At 70.6% G+C, this 20,894-nt stretch carries 21 protein-coding genes; 14 read left to right on the top strand and 7 right to left on the bottom strand.

Annotation, left to right across the window (positions count from 1 at the left end):
- The first annotated feature begins 69 nt into the window (after window positions 1–69).
- The 3 genes from ACWEF2_RS19620 to ACWEF2_RS19610 are packed head-to-tail and all read left to right on the top strand — an operon-like array spanning window position 70 to window position 2,164.
- The gene (locus ACWEF2_RS19620) at window positions 70–906 is read left to right on the top strand and encodes a GntR family transcriptional regulator (RefSeq protein ID WP_453817043.1); all 837 of its coding nucleotides are present in this window, start codon (window positions 70–72) and stop codon (window positions 904–906) included.
- A complete protein-coding gene (locus tag ACWEF2_RS19615; protein WP_453817041.1) occupies window positions 903–1,262 on the top strand; it encodes a rhodanese-like domain-containing protein in 360 nt (119 codons plus the stop codon). The genes ACWEF2_RS19620 and ACWEF2_RS19615 overlap by 4 nt, the downstream gene beginning before the upstream one ends.
- Window positions 1,259–2,164, top strand: a complete 906-nt coding sequence (locus tag ACWEF2_RS19610) for a sulfite exporter TauE/SafE family protein (protein WP_453817039.1) — start codon at window positions 1,259–1,261, stop codon at window positions 2,162–2,164. Before ACWEF2_RS19615 ends, ACWEF2_RS19610 begins: the two co-directional genes overlap by 4 nt.
- 97 nt (window positions 2,165–2,261) lie before the next feature.
- On the opposite strand, the gene ACWEF2_RS19605 is transcribed toward ACWEF2_RS19610, so the two are convergent.
- On the bottom strand, window positions 2,262–2,780 hold the full coding sequence (locus ACWEF2_RS19605; RefSeq protein WP_453817037.1) for a DUF4396 domain-containing protein: 519 nt from the start codon (window positions 2,778–2,780) through the stop codon (window positions 2,262–2,264).
- A 296-nt stretch (window positions 2,781–3,076) separates the two neighbouring features.
- On the opposite strand from ACWEF2_RS19605, the gene ACWEF2_RS19600 reads away from it, so the two are divergent.
- Window positions 3,077–3,445, top strand: coding sequence for a BlaI/MecI/CopY family transcriptional regulator (locus ACWEF2_RS19600; protein ID WP_453817035.1), 369 nt, complete (start codon window positions 3,077–3,079; stop codon window positions 3,443–3,445).
- Window positions 3,446–3,461: 16 nt separating this feature from the next.
- On the opposite strand, the gene ACWEF2_RS19595 is transcribed toward ACWEF2_RS19600, so the two are convergent.
- Entirely contained in the window at window positions 3,462–3,611 is a 150-nt protein-coding gene (locus ACWEF2_RS19595) for a DUF305 domain-containing protein (protein ID WP_453817033.1), read from the bottom strand.
- A gap of 259 nt (window positions 3,612–3,870) precedes the next feature.
- Window positions 3,871–4,164 (bottom strand): DUF305 domain-containing protein, encoded by a 294-nt coding sequence (locus ACWEF2_RS19590; protein ID WP_453817031.1) that lies wholly within the window; start codon window positions 4,162–4,164, stop codon window positions 3,871–3,873.
- 457 nt (window positions 4,165–4,621) lie between these two features.
- Here ACWEF2_RS19590 and ACWEF2_RS19585 point away from each other — a divergent pair, with 457 nt between their 5' ends.
- The 6 genes from ACWEF2_RS19585 (at window position 4,622) to ACWEF2_RS19560 (ending at window position 11,404) form a co-directional block, all read left to right on the top strand.
- A complete protein-coding gene (locus tag ACWEF2_RS19585) occupies window positions 4,622–5,623 on the top strand; it encodes a coiled-coil domain-containing protein (protein ID WP_453817029.1) in 1,002 nt (333 codons plus the stop codon).
- Between the two features lie 259 nt (window positions 5,624–5,882).
- The gene (locus tag ACWEF2_RS19580) at window positions 5,883–6,641 is read left to right on the top strand and encodes a nucleotidyltransferase domain-containing protein (protein ID WP_453817027.1); all 759 of its coding nucleotides are present in this window, start codon (window positions 5,883–5,885) and stop codon (window positions 6,639–6,641) included.
- Between the two features lie 261 nt (window positions 6,642–6,902).
- Entirely contained in the window at window positions 6,903–8,870 is a 1,968-nt protein-coding gene (locus tag ACWEF2_RS19575; RefSeq protein ID WP_453817025.1) for an amino acid transporter, read from the top strand.
- A gap of 92 nt (window positions 8,871–8,962) precedes the next feature.
- Entirely contained in the window at window positions 8,963–9,895 is a 933-nt protein-coding gene (locus ACWEF2_RS19570; protein WP_453817023.1) for a Ppx/GppA phosphatase family protein, read from the top strand.
- A 70-nt stretch (window positions 9,896–9,965) separates the two neighbouring features.
- The gene (locus ACWEF2_RS19565) at window positions 9,966–10,778 is read left to right on the top strand and encodes a DUF1206 domain-containing protein (protein WP_453817021.1); all 813 of its coding nucleotides are present in this window, start codon (window positions 9,966–9,968) and stop codon (window positions 10,776–10,778) included.
- Between the two features lie 164 nt (window positions 10,779–10,942).
- Window positions 10,943–11,404, top strand: coding sequence for an ATP-binding protein (locus tag ACWEF2_RS19560; RefSeq protein ID WP_453817019.1), 462 nt, complete (start codon window positions 10,943–10,945; stop codon window positions 11,402–11,404).
- Window positions 11,405–11,522: 118 nt separating this feature from the next.
- Here the strand turns inward: ACWEF2_RS19560 and ACWEF2_RS19555 are convergent, their stop codons facing one another.
- On the bottom strand, window positions 11,523–12,869 hold the full coding sequence (locus ACWEF2_RS19555) for an MFS transporter (protein WP_453817017.1): 1,347 nt from the start codon (window positions 12,867–12,869) through the stop codon (window positions 11,523–11,525).
- 57 nt (window positions 12,870–12,926) lie between these two features.
- Here ACWEF2_RS19555 and ACWEF2_RS19550 point away from each other — a divergent pair, with 57 nt between their 5' ends.
- Window positions 12,927–13,775: a helix-turn-helix domain-containing protein gene (locus ACWEF2_RS19550; RefSeq protein ID WP_453817015.1), complete on the top strand. Its 849-nt coding sequence runs from the start codon at window positions 12,927–12,929 to the stop codon at window positions 13,773–13,775.
- Between the two features lie 48 nt (window positions 13,776–13,823).
- Here ACWEF2_RS19550 and ACWEF2_RS19545 read toward each other — a convergent pair whose 3' ends face one another.
- Window positions 13,824–15,092: a M20/M25/M40 family metallo-hydrolase gene (locus ACWEF2_RS19545; RefSeq protein ID WP_453817013.1), complete on the bottom strand. Its 1,269-nt coding sequence runs from the start codon at window positions 15,090–15,092 to the stop codon at window positions 13,824–13,826.
- A gap of 443 nt (window positions 15,093–15,535) precedes the next feature.
- Here ACWEF2_RS19545 and ACWEF2_RS19540 point away from each other — a divergent pair, with 443 nt between their 5' ends.
- Window positions 15,536–16,507, top strand: coding sequence for an ATP-binding cassette domain-containing protein (locus ACWEF2_RS19540; RefSeq protein ID WP_453817012.1), 972 nt, complete (start codon window positions 15,536–15,538; stop codon window positions 16,505–16,507).
- A gap of 148 nt (window positions 16,508–16,655) precedes the next feature.
- Window positions 16,656–17,417: an ABC transporter permease gene (locus ACWEF2_RS19535; protein ID WP_453817010.1), complete on the top strand. Its 762-nt coding sequence runs from the start codon at window positions 16,656–16,658 to the stop codon at window positions 17,415–17,417.
- A gap of 29 nt (window positions 17,418–17,446) precedes the next feature.
- Here ACWEF2_RS19535 and ACWEF2_RS19530 read toward each other — a convergent pair whose 3' ends face one another.
- Window positions 17,447–18,874: a DUF2079 domain-containing protein gene (locus ACWEF2_RS19530; RefSeq protein ID WP_453817008.1), complete on the bottom strand. Its 1,428-nt coding sequence runs from the start codon at window positions 18,872–18,874 to the stop codon at window positions 17,447–17,449.
- Window positions 18,875–19,105: 231 nt separating this feature from the next.
- On the opposite strand from ACWEF2_RS19530, the gene ACWEF2_RS19525 reads away from it, so the two are divergent.
- Entirely contained in the window at window positions 19,106–19,429 is a 324-nt protein-coding gene (locus tag ACWEF2_RS19525) for a hypothetical protein (RefSeq protein ID WP_453817006.1), read from the top strand.
- 284 nt (window positions 19,430–19,713) lie between these two features.
- Here the strand turns inward: ACWEF2_RS19525 and ACWEF2_RS19520 are convergent, their stop codons facing one another.
- Window positions 19,714–20,841, bottom strand: a complete 1,128-nt coding sequence (locus ACWEF2_RS19520) for a DUF5925 domain-containing protein (protein ID WP_453817005.1) — start codon at window positions 20,839–20,841, stop codon at window positions 19,714–19,716.
- Between the last annotated feature and the right edge of the window lie 53 nt (window positions 20,842–20,894).

The following is a 20,894-nucleotide window of genomic DNA, read 5'->3' as shown; positions in this document are numbered from 1 at the left end:
CCCTCGATTGCAGAAAAGTCCGAATGTCCGTACATTATTAGGTAGTGGATGCTTCGGCAAGAAGAGTGGGTGAGGACAACGAGTCAGCAGGCTGCCCCGGGGCCTCGGGTGGTGGACCGCACCAGCGCGCTGCCGCTGTGGGCGCAGCTCCGTGCCGATCTGAATCGCCGCCTCGACAACGGCGAGTTCGGCGACGCCTTCCCCGGTGAGCTGGCGCTGGTGGCCGAGTACGGCGTCAGCCGCCACACCGTGCGCGAGGCACTGCGCCGGCTCCGCGCCGACGGGGTGGTGATCGCCGAACGCGGACGTGCCCCCCGTCTGGCCGCGCCCGCCCAGATCGAGCAGCCGCTCGGCGCCCTTTACAGCCTGTTCGCCTCGGTGGAGGCCGCCGGACAGCACCAGCGCAGTGTCGTGCGCATCCTCGACGTGCGAGCCGACGGGCTGGTCGCGGTCCGCCTCGGGCTTGAGGAGTCCACGCCCCTGCTGTACCTGGAGCGGCTGCGCCTGGCCGCGGAGGAGCCCCTGGCCCTGGATCGGGTCTGGATCCCCTCCCAGGTCGCGGCTCCGCTACTGGAGGCCGACTTCACCCACACCGCCCTGTACGACGAACTCGCCGGTCGCTGCGGTGTCCGGCTGACCGGCGGCCGGGAGCACATTCGCGCCGTGGTGCCCACCGCCGCCGAACGCCGCCTGCTCGGGGTCGAACCCGGTGTGGCCGCGTTCGCCATCGACCGCCTCGCCTATCAGGGAAGCCGCCCCATGGAGTGGCGCCGCACCCTCGTCCGCGGCGACCGGTTCGCCGTCACCGCCCAGTTCTCCGCGCGTGACGGCTACCGGCTCGACGTCGCCGGTGCGCCGAGACACCGCAGGACCCCGCGGTCCCGTATCGCAACGGAGCACCGATGACACCCAGATCGCCACATGCCGCCGACACCGTCGAGGTCGCCGAAGCCGCCAGGCTCGTCGCCGACGGTGGCGTGATCCTGCTCGACGTCCGTGAACCCGGCGAATGGCAGGCCGGACGGAGCCCCGACGCCCACCACGTGCCCCTCGGCGCCCTGGGTGCCCTGGATCCGGACCTACTCCCAACCCACCAGGTCGTCATCGTCGTGTGCCGGTCCGGTATCCGGTCGGCGAAGGCCACCTCCATCCTGCGCGCCGTAGGGGTGCCCGCCCGTAACCTCGCCGGGGGGATGAGGGCGTGGGCCGCCGCCGGTCTGCCGGTCACCACCGAAGACGGGCAGCCCGGAACCGTCATATGACCGTCGTCGCCGTGCCGGCCCTCGGCCTGCTCATCGGTGCCGTGCTGGGCGCCCTCGGAGGCGGTGGCGCCATTCTCGCCGTCCCGGTCCTGGTCTACCTGCTCGGTCAGTCTCCCCAGGACGCCACCACCAGCAGCCTGGTCATCGTCGGTCTCACCGCCGTCTTCGGCGCGGTGGGCCACTCCCGCAACGGGCAGGTCCGCTGGCTCACCGGGGGTGCCTTCGGCGTGGTCGGTGTCGCCGCGGCCTTCGCCGGAACGGCCGTCAACCGCCTCATCGACCCCCACCTGCTGCTTCTCGGCTTCGCCGCGTTGACGACCGTCGCCGCGGCGGGCATGCTGCTACGCGCCCGGGGCGCGGGGCGCGGTGACGGCGCGGACGGTAACGGTGACGGCGCGGACGGTAACGGGGTGGCGGAGGCCGGGTACGGAACGGCTCCGCCGCCGGCGGCGGTGGGTGGTGGGCAGCTCACCCTTACCCGTACCGGCGGGCTCAGAGGCTCCCCGCGGGGCGCGCGTGGCCGTACGGTCACCATGGTGGTCAAGGTCGTCCTCGCCGGCCTGGCGGTCGGATTTCTCACCGGCCTGTTCGGCGTCGGCGGCGGGTTCGTCATCGTGCCGGCCCTTGTTCTCGTCCTGGGTCTGCCCATGTCGGCCGCGGTCGGCACGTCCCTGTTCGTCATAGCGATCAACTCGGCCGCGTCGCTGGCCGCGCGTGCCGGGCAGGCGCACTTCGACTGGGGGGTGATCGTCCCCTTCACCCTCGCCGCGGTGGCGGGCACCGTCGCGGGACGGAGGATCGCCGACCGGCTGCCCGCCGCGATCCTGACCCGGTCGTTCTCGATCCTGCTCCTGGGCGTCGCCGTCTACGTCGCGGCCGGCAGCGTTCTCGCGCTCACCTGAGGACGGGCGGACCTGAGGACGGGCGGAAGGGCGACGCTCACCCGGCAAGGGGAGCCACTCCCTCGCGAACGGGCGAGTTCCCGGTTCCCGGCGGCTCTCAGTGGTGGTAGGCGTGGACCACCGCGTGTCCTCCGCCCCGCCCGATGATCCACTTGTTGACGGGGGTGGTGACGAGGAAGGCCACCAGCAGTGAGAGGGCGAGAGCCGCCCAGAACAGGCCGGTGGAGAGTCCGGCGTCCATCGCGCCGGGCACCACGAGCATCACGCCGTTGTCGGCGATCTCCATGACGATGATCGAGACCGTGTCGGCGGCGAGTGCCAGCCGTACGGCCTCGCGCCAGCCGACCCCGGCCCTGCGCAGCCCCGTCAGGGTGAGGGCGTAGCCGAAGAAGAAGGCCAGGACGACGGCCAGGACGAGGGTGGGCGCGTTCGGCCAGCCCAGGGCGGTACCCACCACCATGCCGAGCACCTCGCCGATCGCGCAGCCCGTCAGGCAGTGCAGGGTCGCCGACGCGGCCATCCGCCACGTCGCCTTGGCGGGACGCCCGCTGTGATCGTGTCCCTGGTGATCGTGCGTGGGATCTTCTCCGTGACCGGTGTGGTCCGCAGGTCGCATCGATTAGGACATTTCCTCCTCTTTCTCCTCGTCGGACATCGACACATTATACCTATGGGGGGTATATGGCAACGGAGGTGTCCGACACGGTGAGGGCTCTACTACCTGCGATCGGTGTACGGCCGGCCGCCGCCGGAACCCGGTCCGCCCAGCCGGCGCGAGGGCGGAGTCCACCGGAGCCGGGCAGGCCGGGGCGTACGGCATGAGCACCCCGGCGGCCGGTAAAGGCACTTGGTCGGCTGTCTACGATGCCCGGTAGCATCAAATGGTCCTCAGATAGATGGGAGTCGCACGCGATGCGTGGTCTGGGAGACCTGGAAGCCGCGATCATGGAGCGCCTGTGGTCGTACCACCGGCCCGCGTCGGTCAGGGACGTGCTCGAAGACCTCCGCCGCGAGCGGGAGATCGCCTACACCACCGTCATGACGGTGATGGACAAGCTGCACACCAAGGGCCTGCTCCGCAGGAGAACGGTCGGCCGCGCCTACGTTTACGAGACGGTGACCAGCAAGGAGGCCCACACCGCCGAACTCATGCGCGCCACCCTCGCCTCGGGGGGCAACCGGGCGGCCACGCTGGTGCACTTCCTGGAACGGCTGAGCCCGGAGGAGTCCGCCGCGCTTGAGGCCGCGCTCAAGGTGTATCCCCCCGGAGACCGTGCCTGATCCGCCGCCGGGTAACTCAGAGCCGGCCGAGAAGCCCGCGCATCCGCCGGATCTCGGCCCGCTGGGTGTCCTCGATGGTCTGGGCGAGCCGCCTGGCCTCGGGGTTCACGCCCTCCGCCAGCTCGGTTCCGGCCATCTCGATCGCCCCCCGGTGATGGGCGATCATCGAAACTCCTTGAGCGTGGAAACCCGGCCCTTCAGAGCCGGGAGGAAACGCGGCACGGGGCCGCGCGGTCCGGTAGCCTGTCCGGCGGTGGCGATAACCACGTCACCGGACGCGTGGCCGGTTGTTTCCTCGCCGCTGGGCTGGCGGAGAGGTAAAACGCCTGCGGAGCTGGTGTAAGACCCCAACGGAAGATCCTTTCGGGCGGGCGACCGGCGGTGAAACAGGAACCCTCACGGGCGACCGTGGGAATCTCCTCCCTTCAGGGAGGGGAGGAAGTCAACAGCCTCAGGAACATCCGGTCGAACTTCCCGCCCCTCGCCTTCCATAGTCCGGCCATGTCCGTCTCGGTCACCATTCCGGGCATGTCATGCCCGGCGTGAGACCCTCCAGGGCTGACGGGTTTGCCCCAGGCCGACAGCCAGCCGGTCATGGTGGCGACCTCGGGGGCCTGAGCGGCCCCGATCTCTTGGGCGATCTTCTTCACCTCCGGGTCGGAGGCCCGCCTCCCGGCGAGCCCGGCCATCTCCACGGCCTGCCTGTGGTGCGGGATCATCGTCTGCGCGGAACCGGTGGCCGGGCCGGTCGGCGTGACCCTCCTACGATCTGGAGTAGTAACCATATCCGGGTGAGGGGGCGACCGGGGGAGACACCCCGACGGCCGGTGGGGGCGGGCGCCCACCCGGCGTCGATCTCGGAGGATCACCCGCGGTGAACCGGTGGGCCGCGCGGTCTCGTTCTCCTCCGGCGCCCGCCGGACAGGGTGGACAGCCGCCCGAGTAACGACCGGTCCTAGGAGAGGCGGAGGCGGCCGCCGCACCGGTCCGCCGGGTTGAGTGCCTCCGCGGGCGGTCGCCGTCCGATTTGGCATGATCGCCATGTTCGGTGCACCATCTCCTACTATCGTCCATCGGACGAGGGGGCCGTCCGTCCGGTGACGGGAGGGACGGCGTCCCGTGCCACCCGGGGGAGAACTCGCCTCCCCGGCGAAGAGATCGGCGAAAAGGAGAGACGTGGCGGCTCTGTCCCGCGATGATCGGCGGGGCGTGCTTCGGGTCCTGACCGCGTCGATCACCGTCGTGCTGATGTGCGCCGGCCTGGCGTCGGCGGGGTACACGGAGCCGAAGCCCACCGCGCGGAAGCTGCGCAAGGAGCTGGCCCAGCTGCAGAAGCGGTCCAAGACCATGATCGCCGAGTACTACGCGGGCCGGGTCGCGCTGCAGAAGGCCGAGAAGGCGGAGAAGGCGGCCCGGGGCGACCTGCGTCGAGCGCAGAAGGACTTCGAGCAGGCGTCCGAGGAGATCCGTACGATGGCCGTCGAGCGGTATCGCACCGGCGGCCTGGGGGCGGTGACCGTGCTGATGGGCGGGGTCGACCCGGCCACCATGCTGAACCGCATGGCGCTCAGCCAGCAGATCGTGAACGAGCAGGACGCCGAACTCCGGGGGTTCACCGGCATCCGCGACGCGCACCGGCGGGCGCGGACGGCGGCGGCGCAGCGTGCCGCCGAGATCCGCACGTCACTTGAGACGCTGGACGCGCAGAAGAAGCGGACCGAGAAGCTGATCGTCATGATCAAGGACCGGATCGACCTGCTCTATCCCACCCCGGGCCTCAGAAGGGCCGACGGGACCTGGGTTCCCCAGCTGCCGTCGGGACCCGACAACATCACCCCCCGGATGCGGCTGGTCCGGCAACTGATCGCGCAACGCTTCGGCGTGCGCTTCGGGATCGGCTGCTACCGGGCCGACGGTGGTATCGCGGGAGGCGGCGAGCACCCCCTGGGCCGTGCCTGCGATTTCATGATGAGCGCCGGCGGCTCGATGCCCTCGGCGGAGAACGTCGGGCTCGGCGACGAGATCGCCGCCTGGGCCATCAAGAACAAGGACCGGCTCGGCGTCAAGTACGTGATCTGGCGCCAGCGCATCAACACGGGCTCCGGCTGGCGCGGCATGTCCAACCGGGGCGGGGTCACCGCCAACCACTACGACCACGTCCACATCTCGATGTTCTGAAAAGGGTGATTATTCCACCTTATGTGGTATTTGCATTAGTGGCATAGGTGTTCCCGCAGGTCGGGTGTGAGTCTTGGTGTGCCCAAAGAATCCCGCAGGGCGGGACAGGTTTCCGCTCCCCGGAGAGCCCTGGTTTCCGGATGAGGCGGTTGAACGCGGTGCGGTCGATCGCGTTGTACAGCCCGGGGTAAAGGGCTGCTCCGCCGAGTACGGTGGTCTGTCGGCTGAGTAAAGAATAAAGTCCGGCCTTTGATGGTATATGACTCACATGCGAGATAGTTCCACTGTTGAGCTCTTAGGGCGATTTGTCGCTGACATCAAGCCTGTCATCCCCCTGATTTCCGTGTGGGCCCACGGATCGCTGGCGGCAGGCGACTATCAACCCACTCGCAGTGACCTCGACCTGATCGCGGTCGTCAGCAGGCACATCACGGACGCGGAGCAGCAGCGGCTTCAGCACGTACATCGGCATCTGATTCACGACACCGCGCTGGCCGGTAAACTACACTGCAGCTACATTGTGATTCATGAGATATCCGACAGTGGGATTAAGCACCTGACCTGGGCGCATCAGGAGCTCATGCATCGGCCGGTCACCCCGGTGACCCGCCGTGAACTGCTGGACGGGGGATCGGTGCTGTACGGGACGGCGCCCGCGGACACGATGCCGCCCCTCACCGACCGGGAACTGGTGGACTTCATCCGACAGGACCTGGGGGAGTACTGGCGCCCCGCAGCCCGGCATCGAAGGCGCTGGCTCCGTGACATCTGGGTTGACCTTGGACTGCTTACTCTCGCCCGAGCAACGGTCACTCTTCGAGACGGACGGTTGATCACGAAGCGGCAGGCGCTGGACGTACTCGTAGAAATGGGTGCACCCCCAAGAGTCGTGGACGACATCCGGGAGCGCCGTTACGGGGATCCGCATCCCATATCGCCGCTGTGGCGAATTCGGAGGGCGCGACTGGCGCGCAACTTCCTCCGGATGGCGATTGACCGTACTCTGGCCGCCTCCTAAGGTGTACGACTATTTCGGGACAACTGGTAGGCAGTAGCGAAATACGGTAACAACGCGCTTTGCCCGAACGTGCGCCAATGGATTCGCCGATAGCCGGCCCGGGCCCGGGGGCCACGGTGCCGGCGGGCCGGGCCGAGGGGGAGCGGCCGGCGGAGTAGACCGGCTCTCACCTGGGGATATCCCTGTGACACCGCAGGCCTTCGGGACGAAAAGGGGCGGAGGGTCTCCGGAGATCGGAGAGAGGTCACGGGGGTGGCGAGAATGGCGGCAGGCCCGAGTCCGAGCGGGGGCCGGGGCGAGGCGGAGCCGGAAGGCGCTCGCGGACCGGGAGGGCTGGCCGGGTGGCTGCTGGAGGGCTCCGCTCCCAAGACGGCCCCGCACGCGACCTCCGACGGGAGCCATCCGTGGTGGCGCGTCATGTGCCTCACCGGTGTCGACTACTTCTCGACACTGGGTTACCAGCCCGGGATCGCCTTCCTGGCCGCGGGAGCCCTGTCCCCGATCGCCACACTGGTCCTGGTCGCGGTGACGCTGCTGGGCGCGCTGCCGGTCTACCGCAGGGTCGCCGAGGAGAGCCCGAACGGCCAGGGCTCCATCGCCCTGCTGCAGCAGTACCTGCCCCGATGGCGGGGCAAACTCCTGGTCCTGGTCCTGCTCGGGTTCATGGCGACCGACTTCATCATCACCATCACGCTGTCGTCCGCGGACGTCACCGCCCACCTCATCGAGAACCCCCTCGCCCCCGAGATACTGCGCGGCCACCGGATCGGCGTCACCCTGCTGTTCATCGGGCTGCTCAGCGCCGTCTTCCTGCGCGGGTTCGGCGAGGCCATCGGCATCGCGGTGGGTCTGGTCGGCGCGTACCTGACGCTCAACCTGATCGTCGTGGCGGTGTCCGTAGGGCATCTGCTCGCCCGGCCGGAGTACGTGGTCGACTGGAGGGCCGCGCTGACCGCCCACTACTCCAGCGCGCCGGCCATGATGGTCGTGGCCCTGCTCATCTTTCCCAAGCTGGCGCTGGGACTGTCGGGCTTCGAGACCGGCGTGGCCGTGATGCCCCTGGTGCGGGGCTCACCGGACGACGACCCCGCGCATCCGGCCGGCCGGATCCGCGACACCAGGCGGCTGCTCACCACCGCCGCGGCGATCATGAGTTTTCTGCTCATCCTCAGCAGCCTCACCACCGCCATGCTCATCCCGGCCCGGGAGTTCGAGCCGGGCGGCAGGGCCAACGGCCGTGCCCTGGCCTACCTCGCCCACGAATACCTCGGCCCCGCCTTCGGTACCGTCTACGATCTCAGCACGATCGTGATCCTGTGGTTCGCCGGGGCGTCGGCCATGGCCGGGCTGCTGACGGTCGTACCGCGCTACCTGCCCCGGTACGGCATGGCCCCCCGGTGGGCTGGGGCGACACGGCCCCTGGTGCTCGTCTTCACCGCGGTCGCGTTCGTCATCACGATCGTCTTCAGGGCGGACGTCGACGCGCAGGGCGGCGCGTACGCCACGGGCGTTCTCGTCGTGATCCTCTCCGCCGCGCTCGCCGTCACCCTGTCCGCGCACCGCCGGGGCGATCGCAGGTCGACGGCCGCGTTCGGCGTGATCACCCTGCTCTTCGCCTACACCACGGTCGCCAACGTCTTCGAACGCCCCGAGGGAATCAAGATCGCCTCGTTCTTCATCACGGCGATCATCATCACCTCCTTCGCCTCGCGGGCCACCCGGTCGTTCGAGCTCCGGGTGGACGAGGTGATCCTCGAACCCGGGGCGCGGACGTTCGTCGAGGAGGAGGCCGCCTCGGGGCAGTTACTGCTGATCGCCAGCAACCCGGACCTGCGAGACCCCCCGGACTACCGGGAGAAGGATCGGCGGGCCCGCGAGCTGCACCATCTGCCCGGCGACGTCCCGGTGCTCTTTCTGGAGGTGATGGTGAGCGACGCCTCGGAGTTCGGCGGCACGCTGACGGTCCGGGGCGAGGAGCGCGACGGCTGTCACGTTCTCGTCCTCCGGGGCCCCGCGGTCGCCAACGCGATCGCCGCACTCCTGCTGTATCTGCGAGACCACACCGGCCGCATGCCGCAGATCTTCTTCCACTGGGCCGAGGGCAACCCGGTGGTCGCCCTGCTCGGCTACCTGGTCCTGGGCGGGGGTGACGTGCCCCCGCTGACCCGCGAGATCCTCCGGCGGGCCGAGCCCCGCGTCGACCGCCGGCCGCAGGTCCACGTCGGCTGAGCCGTACGGCGCCCGGCCCCCCAGCCCCGGCCTCCGCCCCCGGCGGCCGGACGGGGGGCGGGAGGGATCGTGAACAGTAGTAATTTCAACCCATGCGACTGGGTGTTCTCGACATTGGTTCCAATACGGTGCATTTACTGGTGATGGACGCGCACCGGGGCGCTCGGCCGCTGCCCGCCTACTCCCATAAGGTGGAGTTGAGGCTGGCAGAGCACATGGAGGAGGGCAACCGGCTCTCCGACCAGGGGGCCGCGCGGCTGCGCGAGTTCGTTGAGGAGGCCCTGCGGCTCGCCGAGGACAAGGGGGTCGAGGACCTGATGGCGTTCGCGACCTCGGCGGTCAGGGAGGCGGTCAACGGAGAGGAGGTCCTCGCGCGGCTCAAGACCGACACGCGGGTGGACATCCAGCTGCTCTCCGGTCAGGACGAGGCGAGGCTGACCTTCCTGGCGGTGCGGCGCTGGTTCGGCTGGTCCTCCGGGCGGCTGCTGGTGCTGGACATCGGGGGCGGGTCCCTGGAGATCGCCTCGGGGATCGACGAACAGCCGGACGTGGCGCTCTCGCTGCCGCTGGGGGCCGGCCGGCTCACCCGAGACTGCTTCACCGCCGACCCGCCGCCGGTCGACGAGGTGCGGGCACTGCGCAGGCACGTACGGGCGGAGATCGCCCGTACGGTGGGCGATGTGGCGCGGTACGGCCAGGCGGATCACGCGGTGGCCACCTCCAAGACCTTCAGGCAGCTTGCCAGGATCGCCGGGTCCGGCTCCTCCTACGAGGGACAGACCGTACGGCGGACGCTCAAGCACGCCGACCTGGTCGAGTGGGTTGACCGGCTGGCCAGGATGGACTCGCAGGAGCGGGCCGGGCTGCCCGGAGTGTCGGAGGGACGGGCGCCTCAGCTGCCGGCCGGGGCGATCGTCGCGGACGCCACGATGGATCTGTTCGGAGTGGGTGAGCTGGAGGTGTGCCCGTGGGCGCTCCGCGAGGGCGTCATCCTGCGACGGTTGGACGCGATGCCGGAAGGCTGAGTCGTCCGGCGAACGCCGATACCTATGTCCTAAGGTTTACCTGCTTTTTGAGCGGTTAGAGCGCGTTGTTATGAACAGCGCTCAGGTGGAAGGCGCCGCGCGCAGAGCGGCGAACAGTCAGACACTGGACAGGCTGGCCCGGATCGGGCTCGCCGGTCGCGGCGTCCTCTACGGGCTGATCGGATTCCTGGCCCTGCAGATCGCCTTCGGCGGCGGGAGCGGGGGCAGGGAGGCCGACAAGACCGGCGCGGTCCAGACGGTGGCCGAACAGCCGTTCGGCACGGTGCTGCTCTGGCTGATGGCCGTGGGCTTCACCGCGCTCACCCTCTGGCAGCTGTCGGAGGCGGTCATGGGTCGGGGGCGGGTCAAGGATCGGGTGGAGGCGGGGGCGCGCACGGCCGTCTACGGGCTGATCGTGGCGACGCTGCTGGGCCTGTTGCTCCGCGGCGACGCGGGCAGTTCGACCGACGAGAGCTCGCACGACCTCACCGCCGGGCTGATGGACCTGCCCGGCGGCCCGGTGCTCGTGGGCCTGGCCGGGCTGGGACTGATCGCCCTGGGGGTCTACTGGGTTCACAAGGGTTACCGGAAGAGGTTCCTGGAGGATCTGCTCACCGGTGAGATGCCGCCCAGGGCGCGGCGGCTCGCCGAGAGGCTGGGCATGGCCGGATACGTCGCCCGCGGTGTGATCGCCGCAGTCGCCGGGGTCTTCCTCGTCCAGGCCGCGATCACCTACGACCCCGACAAGGCCAAGGGGATCGACTCGACGCTGCGCGCGCTGGCCGACACCCCGGCAGGGCCGTGGCTTCTCGGGGTGGTCGCGGTCGGCCTGTTGCTCTTCGCCGTCTACTGTTTCTTCGAGGCGCGCTGGCACCGGCTGTGACGGGTGGTCCGTACGGGGCCACCGGTGCGGGTAGGCAGAGAAAGGGCGCCTTGCCAAGGCTGACCTATCTATCTGGTAAGTGACCCCATTCATACTTTTTCGAGACATCTCCCTTCCCGAGTCCCGCGTCCTTCCAAAGGCGCGAAAAGCATCGGAGGGGCCACATGGACTCGTCGGAGTACGACGGAGGCGAATGGATTCTCCATCTGGCGGGCTCTCCCGACCAGGTGGCGAGAGCTCGGCGGATGGTCTCGATGGCCCTGGGCAGGGATCACCCCCTCCACGACGACTGCGTGTTACTGACCAGTGAGATCGCCACGAACGCGGTGCTCCACTCCAGGTCGGGGCAGGACGGGGCGTTCACCGTCGCCGTCGTCCGCACCGTGGAGACCGTGCGGGTCCGCGTCCTGGACGAGGGCTCACCCGGGGCCCCCTGCGTCTGCCGGGCCCCGACGGACGCCACGGGGGGCCGAGGTCTGCCGCTGCTGGAGGCGCTGTCACACCGCTGGGGTTTCGTCCGGCAGGCGGGCACCAACGAGGTCTGGTTCGAGCTCGTCCTGGAGCCGGTCGCGATTGCCGGGCCACCCGTGGCCGGCGGCGCGCTGGCGGCCATGGCCCGCCGATAGGGGGCCGGGCCTGACGTGCTCCCATGCCTCCCGGCCTCCGAGGTTCTCCGGCTCTCCGGTTTCCCGGTCTTTCCGGTTTCCCGCCGGCGCCGCCGTCCACGCGCGTGACCCCGGCCGATCAGCGGGGCCGGTCCCGCGCACCCGCTGCCGAGCCGCAGCACGCGCCCGCGACCAGCAGCGCGGCGATCACGGTCTCCACCCGGGGCAGGCCCCAGGTCAGATAGATCCCGCCCAGGACGGCGACGGCGGTGACCGAGGCGAGCATGGGACCGGTCGCGTTCAGCGCGGCCAGGGCCGACGTTCCCTCGGGACCCACCAGCCGGGACAGCCGGGAGATCAGCGGGCTGTAGCCCGCCGCGTGTCCCGCGCCGGCGATCACCAGCAGCGGCGCCGACCAGGTTCCCGGCCAGCCGCCGCAGGCCGCGAGGAGCGCGACGACGGCGGCGAACGTCAGCGTTCCGGCCGCCGGCAGGTGCCGCCACGGCGGCAACCTGGTCCAGGCGAGGCTCATCACGGCGAAGCCGATCGCGTACGGGACGAAGGCCAGGCCCGCACGCAGCGGGTCCAGCCCCGTCGTCTCCTGCAGATGGAGGGAGAGGGAGAACAGCAGCCCGGCGTAGCAGCCGGCCAGTACCGAGCACGCCACCAGCCCCGGTCCGACCCCTGTGCGCCGCAGCGGGCGCAAGTCGAGCAGGGGTGCGCCGCCGCGGGCGGCCAGCCGCCGCTGGTGCCGGAGGAAACCCGCCAGAACGAGCACCCCGGCGGACAGCGCGGTCCAGGCCCACGGCCGCCAGCCGTACTCCCGGCCGAACATGAGCGGTGTGATCATGTCGACCATCGCCGTCGTCAGCAGGAGCACGCCCGTCAGATCCAGCCGGGCGGACCGCCCGGGGGCGGCCTCGGCCGGCGCGCGCCGCCCCGCCGCGAACGCCGCGAGCCCGATCGGGACATTGATCAGGAACACCGCGCGCCAGCCCAGCCCCAGGAAGTCGGCGCCGGCGATGAGCCCGCCGCCGAACTGTCCCACCACGACGCCGAGCCCCAGCACCATCGAGTACAGGCCGATGGCCCGCTCCCGGGCACGGCCGTCGAATTCGAGCTGGATCAGCGAGAACACCTGCGGGATCATCAACGCGGCGGCGGCCGCCTGTGCGGTCCGCATCGCCACCAGGACGGAGGCGGAGGGTGCCGCGGCGCAGAGCGCCGACGCGACCGTGAACCCGGCGAGACCGCCGAGGAAGGCTCTGCGGTGCCCCAGGATGTCACCGGCCCGGGCTCCGGTGACGATCAGTACACCCAGCGTCAGGACGTAACCGGAGGCGATCAGCTGGATGGTGGCGCCGTCCGCGCCGTAGGTGCGGCGGATGGAGGGAAGGGCGACGGTGACCACGCTGCTGTCCATGGTCGCCATGAGCTGGCCGGTCAGCAGTACCGGGAGGACGTTCCGCCGAGTCGTCGTTCTCATGGCGGCCAAAATCTCAGGTACGGTCCCTCCGGTCTTGAACGAATATGATGTGCCGCCATGCAGACGCCCGAGTTCGCGGTCCGGGTGGTGTCCTGTGCCGGAGACGGCCCCGGCTGGTCCGCCCCCCGGCGGGTAGAGGTCCGTGAGGTGGTCCTGGTCCGCCGCGGCGTGTTCCGGGTGCGCAGCGACGGGATCGGGCAGACCGTCGACCCCACGCTCGGCTACCTGCTGATCCCCGGCCGTGACCACCGCGTCGCCCACCACGCGGGCGGGGACGTCTGCACCGTGATCGCGGTGGGCGAAGGGCTCTGGCACGAGGTGGCGGGCGAGACGTCCATCGCCTCCCACGTTCCCGTGGACGGCAGGCTGGAACTGGCCCACCGCCTGCTGCTGCGCTCGGCGGACGATCCGGGGGAGAGGGCCGAGCACCTGGTCCGCGCCCTTGGGCTGGTCTCCCGTGTGCCCGCCGGGCCGGGGCGGCGGGACCTGGCGCTGCTGGCGCGGGAGGCCGTCCTCGCCGACCACCCCGACGCCGGAGACCTGATACGGCTCGCCCGCGCTCTCGGCGTCTCCCCGGCCCACCTCAGCCGGACCTTCCGAGCGCACTGCGACATGACCCTCAGCCGCTACCGCAACCGTGTCCGGGTCAGCCGGGTGCTCGCCAGGATCGAGGAGGGCGAGGACGACCTGGCCGGGCTCGCCGTGGAACTCGGCTTCGCCGACCAGGCCCACCTCACCCGTACGGTGCGGCGTGAGGTCGGCCATCCCCCGGGGCGCCTGCGTGAGATCTTCTCCCGGCCCGGACTCGACAGTCGCGGACCCTACAGGCCCGGACCCGACGGGCGTGGATCTGACCGGTTCGAACCCGGCACGCCTCGGCCCGACCGGCCACGGCCCGCCGCCTGATCGATTCGCGGGCCGTTCCTCCCCCCCCCAGGGGTGACGGGGCGGCCTTCAGGAGACGAGGAGACGGTCCAGGACGCGGACGCCGAACTCCAGGCCCTCGACCGGAACGCGCTCGTCCACACCGTGGAACATGCCGAAGTAGTCCAGGTCCGGGGTGAGCATCAGGGGTGCGAAGCCGTACCCCCTGATGCCGAGCGCGGCGAAGGACTTGGCGTCCGTGCCGCCCGACATCACGTACGGCACCGGCCGCGCGACCGGATCCTCGGCGACGATCGCGGCGCAGAGCCGCTCGAAGAACGGCGAGTTCAGCGGCGCCGAGGGGGCGTCCTCGACGTTGACGAACTCGCGGGTGACCTTCGGGCCGAGCAGGCGGTCGATCGTCTCCAGGAACTCCTCCCGGTGGCCCGGCAGGAACCGGCCGTCCACGTGGGCGACGGCGGTGCCGGGAACCACGTTGACCTTGTAGCCGGCCTCCAGCATCGTGGGGTTGGCCGAGTTGCGGATCTGCGCCTCGAACAGCGTGCCGGCCCGGCCGAGCCGCTTGGCCTCCAGCTCCAGGCGGTCGCGGTCGATCCTCTCGCCGAGGATGTCCTCCAGGCTCGTGATCAGCGCCGCCACCCCGGGCGTCAGCCGTACCGGCCATGGGTGGGAGGCGATCCTGGACAGGGCGTGGCAGAGCTCGGCCACCGCGTTGTCCACCGGCGGCCGGGAGCCGTGGCCCGCGACGCCCCGGGCGGTGAGTCTCATCCACGCGGTGCCGCGCTCGCCGACCGCGACCGGGTAGACCCGGGCTCCGGGAAGTTCGACGCTGTAGCCGCCCGACTCGCTGATCGCCTCGGTGCAGCCGTCGAACAGCTCCCGGTGCCGCCGTACCGCGTGCCGAGAGCCGTACTCGCCGGTGGCCTCCTCGTCGGCGAGGAACGCCAGCACGACGTCCCGCCTCGGCCGTACGCCGCGCCGGGCCCAGTCACGGACCAGGGCGAGCGTCATGGACAGGGTGCCCTTCATGTCGACGGCGCCCCGGCCCCAGACGCAGCCGCCGGTGATCTCCCCGGAGAACGGATGGATCCGCCAGTCGGCGGGCTCGGCGGGGACCACGTCGAGGTGCCCGTGGATCAGCAGGGCCTCGGGCGTCTCACCCGGGATCCTCGCGACCACGCTGGTGCGCCGCTCGGCCGACTCGAACACCACCGGCTCGATGCCGGCCTCCGCCAGCAGCCCGGCGACGTACTCGGCCGCCGGGCGCTCCCCGCGGCCCGGATTGGTGGTGTCGAACCTGATGAGGTTCGAGCAGATCAGTGAGACCTCGTTGTCCATGGAAGAGCGCCCCCCGGAGACCGATCGACCACCGGTGCATACCCCGCCGGACCGCGGACGGCACCTCAGGCGGCCCGTGCCCCACCCCGTGCCCACTCCGCGCCCTGTGCCCCGGCACGGCCCCGTGCCCCCGGGCGGGATCGCGGGGCATGAGTCCCGGGCACCCAACCTTTTTTCATCTTTTTTCGCCATATCAGGGAAAGCGCAGGTCAGCCGGGGCGCCCGGCCTGGGGCGAGGAGGCCGGCGCTCGTTACGTCTCCTTGGAGAAGGCGCGTTTCCGCAGGTCAGCCAGAACATGAACGTACGTTTCACGTTTGCCAGATCCGGACTGCGTGGTCAAGGATGAACCATCTCCGGCTGAGCCCCCGACCTGGGGTTTCCTCACCGTGCCCCGGCTTCCCGCCGCCTGCCCGCCGAACGCGCCCGCCCCGAGGAGGGGACGATGATCCATGCCCGAGGACTGACCCGCCGCTTCAAGACCAGACGAGAGAACATCGAGGCCGTGCGCGGCCTCGACCTCGATGTGGAGGCCGGCCAGCTCGTGGCCTTCCTCGGCCCTAACGGGGCCGGGAAGTCCACCAGCCTGCGCATGCTGACCTCTCTGCTCCCTCCGACGTCGGGGACCGCGACCGTGGCGGGCCGCGACGTCGTCTCCGACCCGGCGGGGGTGCGGGCCCGGATCGGCTACATCGGGCAGAGGAGCGGCGCGGGGGAGAACTTCCGCCTCCACGACGAACTGGTGACCCAGGGCCGCTGCTACGGTCTCACCCGCGCCCAGGCACGCCGGCGGGCCGGGGAAGTGCTCGGACTGCTGGACCTGGAGCCGCTGGCCATGCGTAAACCCGGCACGCTCTCGGGCGGCCAGCGGCGCCGCCTCGACATCGCCCTGGGGCTGGTCCACCGGCCCGATCTGCTGTTCCTGGACGAGCCCTCGACCGGCCTCGACCCGCAGAACCGCGCCAACATCTGGGAGCACATCCTGCGGCTGCGCGAGGAGTGGGGCACCACCGTCCTCCTGACCACCCACTACCTGGAGGAGGCCGACAGCATGGCCGAACGGGTAGTGATCATCGATCACGGCCGGATCATCGCCGACGGAACGGCCGAGCGGCTGAAGGGCGACCTGGCCGGCGACCGCATCATGATCACCACCCGTGAGGAGGCGGGGGCGGCGCGGGCGGCCGCGATCGCCGAACGGATCGCCTCGCCCGGGGATGTCGCCGTGGACGGGACGGCCGTACGGCTCCGGGTGCCCCGGGCGGGCGCGGCGCTGCCGGGATACCTGCGGTCGCTGGAGGCGGCGGGTGTGGAGGTGACCACCGCCGAGACCGCGAGGCCCACTCTGGACGACGTGTTCCTCGCGCTCACCGGCCGCAGCCTGCGCGAGGCCGACGCCCCGGGCGGCGGCGGGTAACCCCCGCTCCTCTCCCCGCCACCCTCGTGTTTCCACCGGCTCGGACGGCCTTGTCCCGTCCCTGCCCCCGTCTGTTCTCCGGAAGGGGCCGTCCCCTCGGTCTCCCCGGTGTTTCGTACGCGTTCCCCGGCGCAGAAAGGCATGACACGTGAGCATCCCGTTCGTCCGTGACACCGCGACCGTCTTCTCCCGCGAGTTCGCCCCCGTGCTGCGCGAACCCCTCGGCCTGCTGTTCACCATGGGGCAGCCCCTCATCCTCCTGTTCCTGTTCGGCCCGATGCTCGCCGGCGCCGGGAGCGTCGGGGGCGACGGTTCCTCGTGGCAGTGGTTCGTGCCCGGGATCCTGATCATGATGTGCCTCTCCGGGCCGATGATGGCCGGATACTCCCTGCTGGTCGAGCTGATCGGCGGCTCGATGGAGCGGATGCTCGTCACTCCGCTGAGCCGTACGGCGATGCTGGTCGGCCGGACCCTGAAGGAGTTCGTGATCCTGCTGGCCCAGGCCATGCTGATCATCGGTCTCGCGCTGCCGCTGGGTTTCCGCCTCCATCCCGCCGGGGCGTCGGCCGGGCTGGCGTTGCTGATCGTGTTCGGGGTCGGCCTGGGCGCGCTGTCCTTCGTCCTCGCGATCGCGTCCCGGCCGAGCGGCACGCTGTTCTTCGGGGTCACCCAGATGGTGATGTTCCCGCTGCTCCTGCTGTCGGGCCTGCTGTTGCCGCTGGACTTCGGCCCGGCCTGGCTCCGGGTCGCCGCCGCGCTGAACCCGGTCTCCTACGTCGTCGAGGCGGAGAGGGCGCTGTTCGCCGGACGGTTCACGGACACGTCGGTGCTGTACGGCGTGCTCGCGGCCGTCGCCGTCGCGGCCGTCGGCCTGGCCCTGGGTGTCCGGGCGATGCGGCGCGGGATCTGACGTTCGGCGCGGGGGCCCGGGTCACGCCGTCACCGGGAGGTCTCGCCCCTCCGCAGGACGAGGTAGCCGTCGCGGTCGAAGACGACCAGGTAGCCGCTCCGCTTCAGCAGCTCCACCCGGGCCAGCTGCTCGCCGAGCCCCGTGAAGGGGAAGGTCTTCCTGCCGGTCTCGGCGACCACCCACGGTGCCCAGCGGGGTTCGCGGTCCCAGAGCAGGACCCGGGTGCGGGAGGTGAGCGCGGGGCCGAGCTGGTTGGCGGTCTCCACCAGCACGCCGTCCGGTACGGCCGCCGCCGCGTCGGCGGCGGCCCGCGTACGGCCGTCGGGGGTGGACAGCCGGCCGTAGGCGAAGAAGGGCAGCAGCACGACGGCGACCCCCAGCAGGGCCGCGGCCAGCGGGGTTCTCAGCCCGGACCGCAGGCGGCCCATGCCGTCCACCGCGGCACAGAAGATCACCACAACGAGGAAGGCGTTGTAGTGGTACTCGACGCCCCACCAGTTCGGGAAGGAGCTCGCCATCATGCGGGCGGCCAGCGGCGGCACCACGACCAGCGTCAGCGGCGAGAGCAGGCAGAGGAACAGGACCATCCCACCGAGCAGAAGCACGGTGAGCAGCTTCTCCGGCGGGGTGCCCAGCAGCGCCAGCGCGCCCGGAGGGTCGCTCAGCGCCCGGGCCGCGGCCGAGGGCAGGTCGGGGCCGAGGGCACCGTAGGCCCAGTAGTAGTCGGCGCGTCCGCCGAACGCCGGGATGAGCACCCGGGTGGTGAGGATCACGGCTCCGACCCCGCCGCCGGTCAGCAGCACCCCGGCGGCCAGGCGCCGGGTGGCCAGCAGGAACAGGCCGTATCCCGCGACGATCAGGCCCATGTCCTCCTTGACGCACAGAAGGAGCGCGCCCGCCGCGACCGCCTGCCCCGCCCTCCCGGCGTCGTGGCGTTCGATCATCCACGCGGTGAGCACCGGGGCGAAGGCCACCTCGTGGAAGTCGAAGGCGGCGGCCTCGGCGATCGGCCACGACAGCGCGTAGGCCGCCGCGATCTGGTGGGCGGCCGTCGTCCCCATACGGCGCCGGGCGAAAAGCCAGAGCGGGGGGATCGACGAGGCCAGCAGCACGCCCTGCAGGACGAGCAGGGTCTCGGGCCCGTCGTGCACCCAGTAGAACGGGGCCGGCAGGGCCAGGATCGGCGACCAGTGGTCCCCCAGGACGGCGAAGGTCCAGCCCAGGTCGTTGTGGACCCCCTTGGCGATCGACACCGGTGCCTCGAACCGGGAGTAGGACCGGACGGCCTGGTCGAAGATGACGAGGTCGTAGGTGCCGAGCTGGAAGGCGCGCAGGCGTGTCAGGCCGACGGCGGAGTAGAGCACCGCGGAGAGCGCGGTCAGCACGCCCAGGACGCCCGCCGCCGAGCCGATACGGGCAAGGGTGTCGGCCGTCGCCGATCGGATCGTGCTCTTCACAACGGGTCAGACTAGCGGTTTTGCCGCATTACCTGCGGCGGTCCTTTCCGGAGTCGATCTTTTGTCGGCTCCGGCTGGATATAACACAGGTGACTCAGATATAACATCTGTGCTCTCGGCAGGAAATTTCTTGTCCGTTTCTTATGTCAGGGATAAGTTCTTTCACGCACGGATATGTGGGCGCCCGTCGCCCGGAGATCGGTTTCGCACTCTGATCGGAGGTATCGGCGCGTGATTTCCCTGAAGGCGGCGGTGGCCCTCGCCGCCGGCGTCCTGGTGGCCGGAGGGCCGGCGTTCCCCCAGGCCCCCGCCCTGACCCGGGCCTCCCCGGCCGGCCCCCTGGCCAGCTGCTGGTCCTACACCAACGCCGCGGCGACCATCGGGTACGGCGGCTGCAACGTCGTGGCGGGCTGGGAGCGGTGGCGGCTCGGCGTGAAGTGCACGACCAGGAGCGCCAACCACTACAGCGCATGGCAGTACGCCTCGCTCACGAAGAGCTACCTGTGCCCTTCCGGGGGCAGGGTGAGCAACGTCTGGACCGACAGCCAGTCCTGACCCGGACCCTCCCGGCCGGCGCGGCGCCGATCGGCGTCACCCCCCGAGTCCGCGACCGCGGGGCGGGAGAGGTGTGACCGCTGTGAGAACGGAGGAATCCCGCGCCGGAGGCGGCCGGGATCGCGGAGTGCCGGAGTTCCTCCACGGTGAAATTGAACCATCGAAAATGGGAATATATATCGCCATACATAAAAATATGGACCGGCGATGTTTCCCGCAGTCCCGCTCCGCGAACCACCTGGTTTCGGCCGGGAATCCCTGCCTTCTCAGGGCAGGTGAGGATGTCAAAGATAGAGGCCGATGCCCTCCGGGGCGGTGGAGCCGTGGGTCACCCCCTCGCGCAGGGCGAACAGCTCGGCGAGAGTGGCCCCGGACGCCGGAACACCCTCGGAGGTGCCGAGCCAGCGGGACGCCTCGTCGTGGGGGAGGGCGCCCACCTCGATCTGGGCGAGGCAGCGGCCCGGACGGACCACCGCGGGGTGGAGTCGGGCCAGGTCCTCGTTGGTGGTGATGGCCACCAGCACGTCACGCCCCTGGCCGAGCAGTCCGTCGGTCAGGTTGAGCAGCCGGGACAGCCCCTGCCCCGTCGCCTCCTTGGCGCCGGACCTGATCAGCTCGTCGCAGTCCTCCAGCACGAGCAGCCGCCACTTTCCGCCCTTGCCGTCTCCTTCGTCGCCCTCGTCGGTGTCGAAGCCGACCGCGACATCCATCAGGTATCCCGGTGAGTCGAACAGCCTCTCCGGGTCGAGCACGCAGTCCACCTGGCACCACGACCGCCACTCACGGGCGAGTGTGCGCAGCAGCGTGGTCTTGCCGGTGCCCGGCGGGCCGTGCAGGAGGATCAGGCGGCCGTGTACGTCGGCCGGGGTGACCGACATCAGCCGGGAGAGCGGGTCGTTCAGGGAACGGGCGTAGTTTCCGGAGATCCGCGCCCACGGGGAGGCGGTGATGGGCTTGTCGGAACGCCGGGGGCTCTGCGGACCGTGCCACCAGAAGCCCATCTCGACGTGGTCGCTCTCGGGGACGGGCTCCACCGCGTCCTTGACGGTCTCCTCGATCACCGCGCGGGCCAGCTCGTCGTCGACCGCCGTCACACCGACCGTGGCGGAGCGGTTGCGGTAGCGGATCACGCGCAGCGTCCAGCCCTCCCCGCGCACCAGCCGCGACTCCCGGCCGTTCTCCTCCCGCGCCGCCCGGACCAGCGTCCCGCCGGCGGGGGTGAGCGTGGCCTCGCGGCGGACCCGCTCCAGCTCCGTGACGCGCGACCACGGCTGCGCGCCCGTGACGAACGGCGACAGGGCGAGCGCGTCGATCACGTCCATCGCCGAGTCGGAGTCGTCGAGCCAGAGCGCCGCCGGCAGTCCCGTCTGGAGCGGCTCCGGCGGAAAGTGGACCTCCCTGAGTGTGGACATGACGGCAATGATCCCCTTTGCCGGTACGGAGGTCGAGGGGTTTTCCCCGGGGC

The sequence above is a fragment of the Streptosporangium sp. NPDC004631 genome, assembly GCF_053601935.1.
This window is presented reverse-complemented; position numbering and strand designations above follow the sequence as displayed.

Excerpts from the sequence above, each read along its gene's own strand:
- ACWEF2_RS19615 (WP_453817041.1), top strand. The coding sequence starts at position 903 with ATGACACCCAGATCGCCACATGCCGCCGACACCGTCGAGGTCGCCGAA.
- ACWEF2_RS19610 (WP_453817039.1), top strand. The coding sequence starts at position 1,259 with ATGACCGTCGTCGCCGTGCCGGCCCTCGGCCTGCTCATCGGTGCCGTG.
- ACWEF2_RS19605 (WP_453817037.1), bottom strand. The coding sequence starts at position 2,780 with ATGCGACCTGCGGACCACACCGGTCACGGAGAAGATCCCACGCACGAT.
- ACWEF2_RS19600 (WP_453817035.1), top strand. The coding sequence starts at position 3,077 with ATGCGTGGTCTGGGAGACCTGGAAGCCGCGATCATGGAGCGCCTGTGG.
- ACWEF2_RS19595 (WP_453817033.1), bottom strand. The coding sequence starts at position 3,611 with ATGATCGCCCATCACCGGGGGGCGATCGAGATGGCCGGAACCGAGCTG.
- ACWEF2_RS19590 (WP_453817031.1), bottom strand. The coding sequence starts at position 4,164 with ATGATCCCGCACCACAGGCAGGCCGTGGAGATGGCCGGGCTCGCCGGG.
- ACWEF2_RS19580 (WP_453817027.1), top strand. The coding sequence starts at position 5,883 with ATGACTCACATGCGAGATAGTTCCACTGTTGAGCTCTTAGGGCGATTT.
- ACWEF2_RS19575 (WP_453817025.1), top strand. The coding sequence starts at position 6,903 with ATGGCGGCAGGCCCGAGTCCGAGCGGGGGCCGGGGCGAGGCGGAGCCG.
- ACWEF2_RS19570 (WP_453817023.1), top strand. The coding sequence starts at position 8,963 with ATGCGACTGGGTGTTCTCGACATTGGTTCCAATACGGTGCATTTACTG.
- ACWEF2_RS19565 (WP_453817021.1), top strand. The coding sequence starts at position 9,966 with ATGAACAGCGCTCAGGTGGAAGGCGCCGCGCGCAGAGCGGCGAACAGT.
- ACWEF2_RS19560 (WP_453817019.1), top strand. The coding sequence starts at position 10,943 with ATGGACTCGTCGGAGTACGACGGAGGCGAATGGATTCTCCATCTGGCG.
- ACWEF2_RS19555 (WP_453817017.1), bottom strand. The coding sequence starts at position 12,869 with ATGAGAACGACGACTCGGCGGAACGTCCTCCCGGTACTGCTGACCGGC.
- ACWEF2_RS19550 (WP_453817015.1), top strand. The coding sequence starts at position 12,927 with ATGCAGACGCCCGAGTTCGCGGTCCGGGTGGTGTCCTGTGCCGGAGAC.
- ACWEF2_RS19545 (WP_453817013.1), bottom strand. The coding sequence starts at position 15,092 with ATGGACAACGAGGTCTCACTGATCTGCTCGAACCTCATCAGGTTCGAC.
- ACWEF2_RS19540 (WP_453817012.1), top strand. The coding sequence starts at position 15,536 with ATGATCCATGCCCGAGGACTGACCCGCCGCTTCAAGACCAGACGAGAG.
- ACWEF2_RS19520 (WP_453817005.1), bottom strand. The coding sequence starts at position 20,841 with ATGTCCACACTCAGGGAGGTCCACTTTCCGCCGGAGCCGCTCCAGACG.